The sequence below is a fragment of the Amycolatopsis sp. WAC 04197 genome, from assembly GCF_003947475.1.
GTDB lineage: Bacteria > Actinomycetota > Actinomycetes > Mycobacteriales > Pseudonocardiaceae > Amycolatopsis > Amycolatopsis japonica.
On record NZ_QHJK01000022.1, the window covers coordinates 1 to 5,171 of the forward strand.

Here is a 5,171-nt window from a genome sequence, read left to right on the forward strand (position 1 = left end):
CAGAAGGCTGAACGCCGACACCCCCACCGACCACGAATTCATCAGCAAACTCGCCTACGCCGCCGCATGGGAAAACAAAACCGCCACCCCCGACGACATCACCGAAACCCTGCAACGCGAAGGAATCACCGGCACAGAAAACACCCTCCTCCGACTCGTCACCGAAGCCACCGACGAAGCCACCCGAAACGGCGACCGCCTCACCACCCTCACCACCACCGACCCCGACCACCACCACGCCATCCACACCCGCGCCAGCACCATCCTCGACACCACCCCCGCACTCCACGACCCCCACCTGAACAACCCCGTCGGCGAACTCGTCAAACACCTGCGCATGCGCCACATCACCGGCCCCCAGCAAGACCTCGAAACCCTCGCCCGCAACCTCCTGACCACCCCCGGCCCCGACCTCACCGCCGACTTCTCCCTCGACCCCATCGAACTCAGCGGTGTCAAGACCGGGCTTACCGAGTCCGGTCCCGTCGGTTCCGGCGGAGTCCCAGGCTCTATGGCGACGCTCGCCGCAGTGTCCCAGGACATCATTCGCCGGCACGGCGACCTCGAGGTCAGGCATCTGATCAACTACATCCCTCATGACCTCTTCCCGGCGAAGCGGTTCCATGCGGAAATCAAGAAGAACATAGGCCAGGAACGACGTAAACTGGACCTGGACGGTGAACTCTGGAAGCCGATCTATGCGGGAACACATCGCAAAGAAACCTTCAGCGAGAAGGTTCCGAATGATTTGACCGTCTGGCTGTACCGAAGAGTGGTAGCCAAGCAAACGGATGCCTCGATGACGATCGCGCGTAGCGCGCAGGAGGCAGGCTTCGCCGTTGGCTATAACGAGCTTTTGGCCGATATCAAACAGGCGATGGCCGCCGCCGAGAAGGACGGCCGCCGCCATCCCGAACTGTCGATGACGAAACCCGGACACCGGCCACAGATCGAAGAACTGACCGACAGGATCCTCGCCAACAACAGTGACCGCACCCTCAAAGACACGATCGCCGACCTGAACGCCCTGAACGTCCACGGTAGACGGACCCAGTTCAAGGACCTTGTGGACGCGCGCAAACAGGCCCTGAAAGACGACCCAGAACTCCTCGCGGCCGCCCGGACACACGGCCTCCCCGAACTGTCACCGACCGGGGAATTCCTCGAAAGAAGGCTGAACGCCGACACCCCCACCGACCACGACTTCATCAGCAAACTCGCCTACGCCGCCGCATGGGAAAACAAAACCGCCACCCCCGACGACATCACCGAAACCCTGCAACGCGAAGGAATCACCGGCACAGAAAACACCCTCCTCCGACTCGTCACCGAAGCCACCGACGAAGCCACCCGAAACGGCGACCGCCTCACCACCCTCACCACCACCGACCCCGACCACCACCACGCCATCCACACCCGCGCCAGCACCATCCTCGACACCACCCCCGCACTCCACGACCCCCACCTGAACAACCCCGTCGGCGAACTCGTCAAACACCTGCGCATGCGCCACATCACCGGCCCCCAGCAAGACCTCGAAACCCTCGCCCGCAACCTCCTGACCACCCCCGGCCCCGACCTCACCGCCGACTTCTCCCTCGACCCCATCGAACTACGTGAGGGCCTTCTCGATCCCGGCGACCCCAGAGACCTTCCCGCCATCGTCGAACTGGCTTCGACAGTCGTCGAGCAACAAGGGAATCTGGCCCCCCGCACCCTGGAGGTCTCCCTCCGGCGCCAGCGTGTCAAGACAAGTGAGGGGGTCGACGCTCTGATCGCACAAGCGCTGGAGGCGGTCCAGGCCGCCGGCTCCCTGTGGAGTCCACGCTATCGCGCCATGAACGGCCAGGAACGACAAGCACGAGCATTCGATCCCGACGGGCCGGACGACCTCACGGCGCTGCTGTGGCAATTGGCCGTCGACCATCGCCGGGAGGACGCCGAACAGCTCGCGCGCCGAGCCGAGTACGCGGGCTTCGCCGGCCCGGCCGAGCTCAGGTCGAAAGCCCAAGACGTCATCCGCGCAGCCGAGCGGCAACAACGGCGGCATCCTTACTTGAGCACCAGCGTTCCAGAGTCGGAACATCAGGTCAGTTCCCTGATCGCCGCCGTGATCACGGACGCGATGTCCGCCGACGTGCCGGACATCAGAATCCGCGTCCTGATCGAACGCCTGCGGGGGTACAACGTTCGTGGTAGTACCAATGCCCTCACCGCTTTGGTGAGCGAGGGAATCACCGACGCAGCGGTAGCCCGTTCGCTGATTCAGGATCCGACCCGACTTCAGTTCATTACCGAAACCGCGCGGCAGTTACTGGCCCTGCGAACCGAGGGGAATCTCCTAGGCCGTTCCCTTGACGTGGCCAAGGCGGACGATCGTGCCTGGATCGACAAAATCGCCTACGCCGCCGCTTGGGCCGACAAGACCGCGACGGTCGAACAGCTCGTCGCCCGGCTGACCCGAGACGGTATCACCGACAGCGACGGCGGCCTCACCCCCCTGGTCACCCGCGTCGTCGAAGAAGCCACCCGTAACGGCGACCGGCACCCAGCGATCTCCGCGGACCGGGTCGCCAACCGCACCGCCATTCTCCAGCGCACCGGCGCGCTGCTCCTCGAACACACCGAACTCGGTATGCCCGACGCCATCACTCCGCTCGTCCGGCAGATGCGTATCAATCACATCACCGGGGCGCAGGACAAACTACGCGAACTCGCGATGGCCGCGCTCCGGTCTCATGCCGACCAAGTCGCGCCCGGCGCCCCCGTCGCTTCCGTGGCTCCCTCACTCACCCTGGTGCGGGGTGTGCCCCTCCCGCATGACGGGGGCATGGCCTTCGTAAAGCCGGGCTACGCCACCAACGTCGCGGCCGCCTTCCCCTACCCCGAACCCGGCGTCATCACCCTGCTCGCCCACCACGGCAGCACCGACACCTATCAGCTGCCCAACCTGTTCACCGACGCCGACGCCGTCTCCCACAGCCCGCACGAGCTCGTCGAGACCATCGCCACCCTTCCGGTCACCTGGGACAAAACCCGGAACCACACGCTCACGCTCCTGGCCTGCAGGGTCACCGAAACCCAGTACCACCATCTCGCCACCCTGATCCGGCAACACCCGACCCTCGACCACCTCACCCTGTCCGTCCCTTACCTCGACACTCCCGTCTACGTCACGCCTGACGGCCACATCACCACCATCGACCCCGGTGTTCCGGGCACTCTCGAACTCGCTCCCAAGCACCGACGAGATGGAACCACCGTCACGGCAGGCTCGGAAGACCCTCGGCTCAAGGCACAACTCGCCGAGACGGCAAAGGAGATCCTTCAGCAGCACGGCGACCTGATCAACAGGTATCTGCTGACCTCGAAACTTCGGGGAGATCTGGGCTCCCAGAAATTCGAGAGCAAGTTGGGCACGCAATTATCCGCGACACGAGAGAGCCTCAAGAACTCCGGCGACCTTTGGGCTCCCCACTATCGAGGCGAACGCAAGCTCGCCACGTTCAACAGCGAGAGTCCTGATCACTACACCGCTTGGCTGTACCGAAGGGTCGTGGACCAGCCCAAGCTGGAAGCCCAGGCCATCGCTCGCAGCGTTGCCGAGGCCGGTTTCACGGTCATTCACGAGCGGGCCATGGCCGATGTCAGGATCGCGATGAGTGCCGCCGTGAAAGACGGCAGGCGACACGAAGAACTGTCGTATTCGAAAGCCGAGCATCGAGAGATGATAACGGACCTCGCTGGACGCATTCTTGCCAACGACGATCGCCGGCGCACTCGTGATGTCCTTCGCGATCTGAAAGAGTTGAACGTACACGGTAATTCTCAATTTCTGAGAAATTTGGTGGACGCCACCACTGTACGGCTGACAGAAGATTCGCAATATCGCGCAGAAATGCAAGCTCTGGGGCCGCCGCCGGCCTTAAGGCCATCTGGACACTTTCTTGACAGAACGCTGAGCACCGATATCGAGACGGATCGCGATTTCATCAGTAAACTCGCCTACGCCGCGGCGTGGGAGAACAAGGCCGCTGATATCAAAACACTCGCCGAACTCCTGCAGCGCGAGGGCGTCACAGGATCGTTCGACGCATTGGTCGACCTGGTCTCGCAGGCAGCCGATGAAGCAACCCGCAACGGCGACCGGCTCCTGCCTCTTCAGGCAGGACTTCCTGATGACGATGCCGCCGTTCGATCCCGCACCCAGGCGATCCTCGATTCAACGCACACTCTTTACGACCCGTTCCTCACTCCGAACCAGGTGCAGCAACTCGTCAAGCACATGCGGATACGGCACATCACCGGCCGGCAGGCAGTTCTGGAGACCTACGCCCGCACCTTGCTCGAGACACCCTACAACAACTTGCAGACCGACCTCACCCTCGCCTCGCTGACTTTTCCCAATTCCAACCTCGATCCCAAGAACCCCAATCACCTGCCTGCCATTCGAACACTGGCCCGCAATACCGTCGATCAGCAGGGTGATCTTGATCTCGATACCTTGATCTTCCATCTGTCTCGCGAAGGGAAATTCGGACGTGTCAGCCTTTACCGCGTAGTGACTGAGGCTAAGAGAGCTGCCTACAGCGACGAGTCTTCTTGGCATCCGCGATATCGCGGCCAAGGCCGGGAACGAGCAGTCCAAAATTACGATCTCGGCGTGGCGAACGACTTCACAGCGCTGCTGTGGCGGCTCGTGGTCGACCACCCACGGCAAGTGGCTCAAGAGATCGCCCGCCAAGCGGAGCACGCGGGCTTTTACCGGCACGGCGCTACGCGTGCCAGCGTCGATAAGGCCATCTCGGCCGCCGAGCGGCTCAAGCGCAGGCACCCCTTCGTCGACATCTCGGATCCGGAAGCCCGGCCGCGGGTCAGAGCTATGACCGCCGCGTTGCTGGCCGACAATCCTGGCTACAACGAAGGAAAACTGGCCACCCTCCTGCGGCACCACAACGTCCACGGGGCGAACGAGACATTCACCCGCGAACTGCGCTCGATCCTCGCCGAAGGCCGGTCGGACGCCGATGTGAGCGCGGGTCGCGCGTTGCTGGGCTTGGTCACGGAGGGAAATCTCCTGGGCCGGTCCTTGGACGTGGCCGATGCGGGTGATCGGGCCTGGATCGACAAGCTCGCCTACGCCGCCGCATGGGCGGACAAGACCGCGACGG

1 protein-coding gene is annotated in these 5,171 nt (G+C 63.3%); it reads left to right on the forward strand.

From position 1 onward, the window contains the following. Nucleotides 1–5,171: hypothetical protein (locus DMC64_RS42885; RefSeq protein ID WP_158634334.1), on the forward strand; the 5,171-nt coding region annotated here is incomplete at both ends.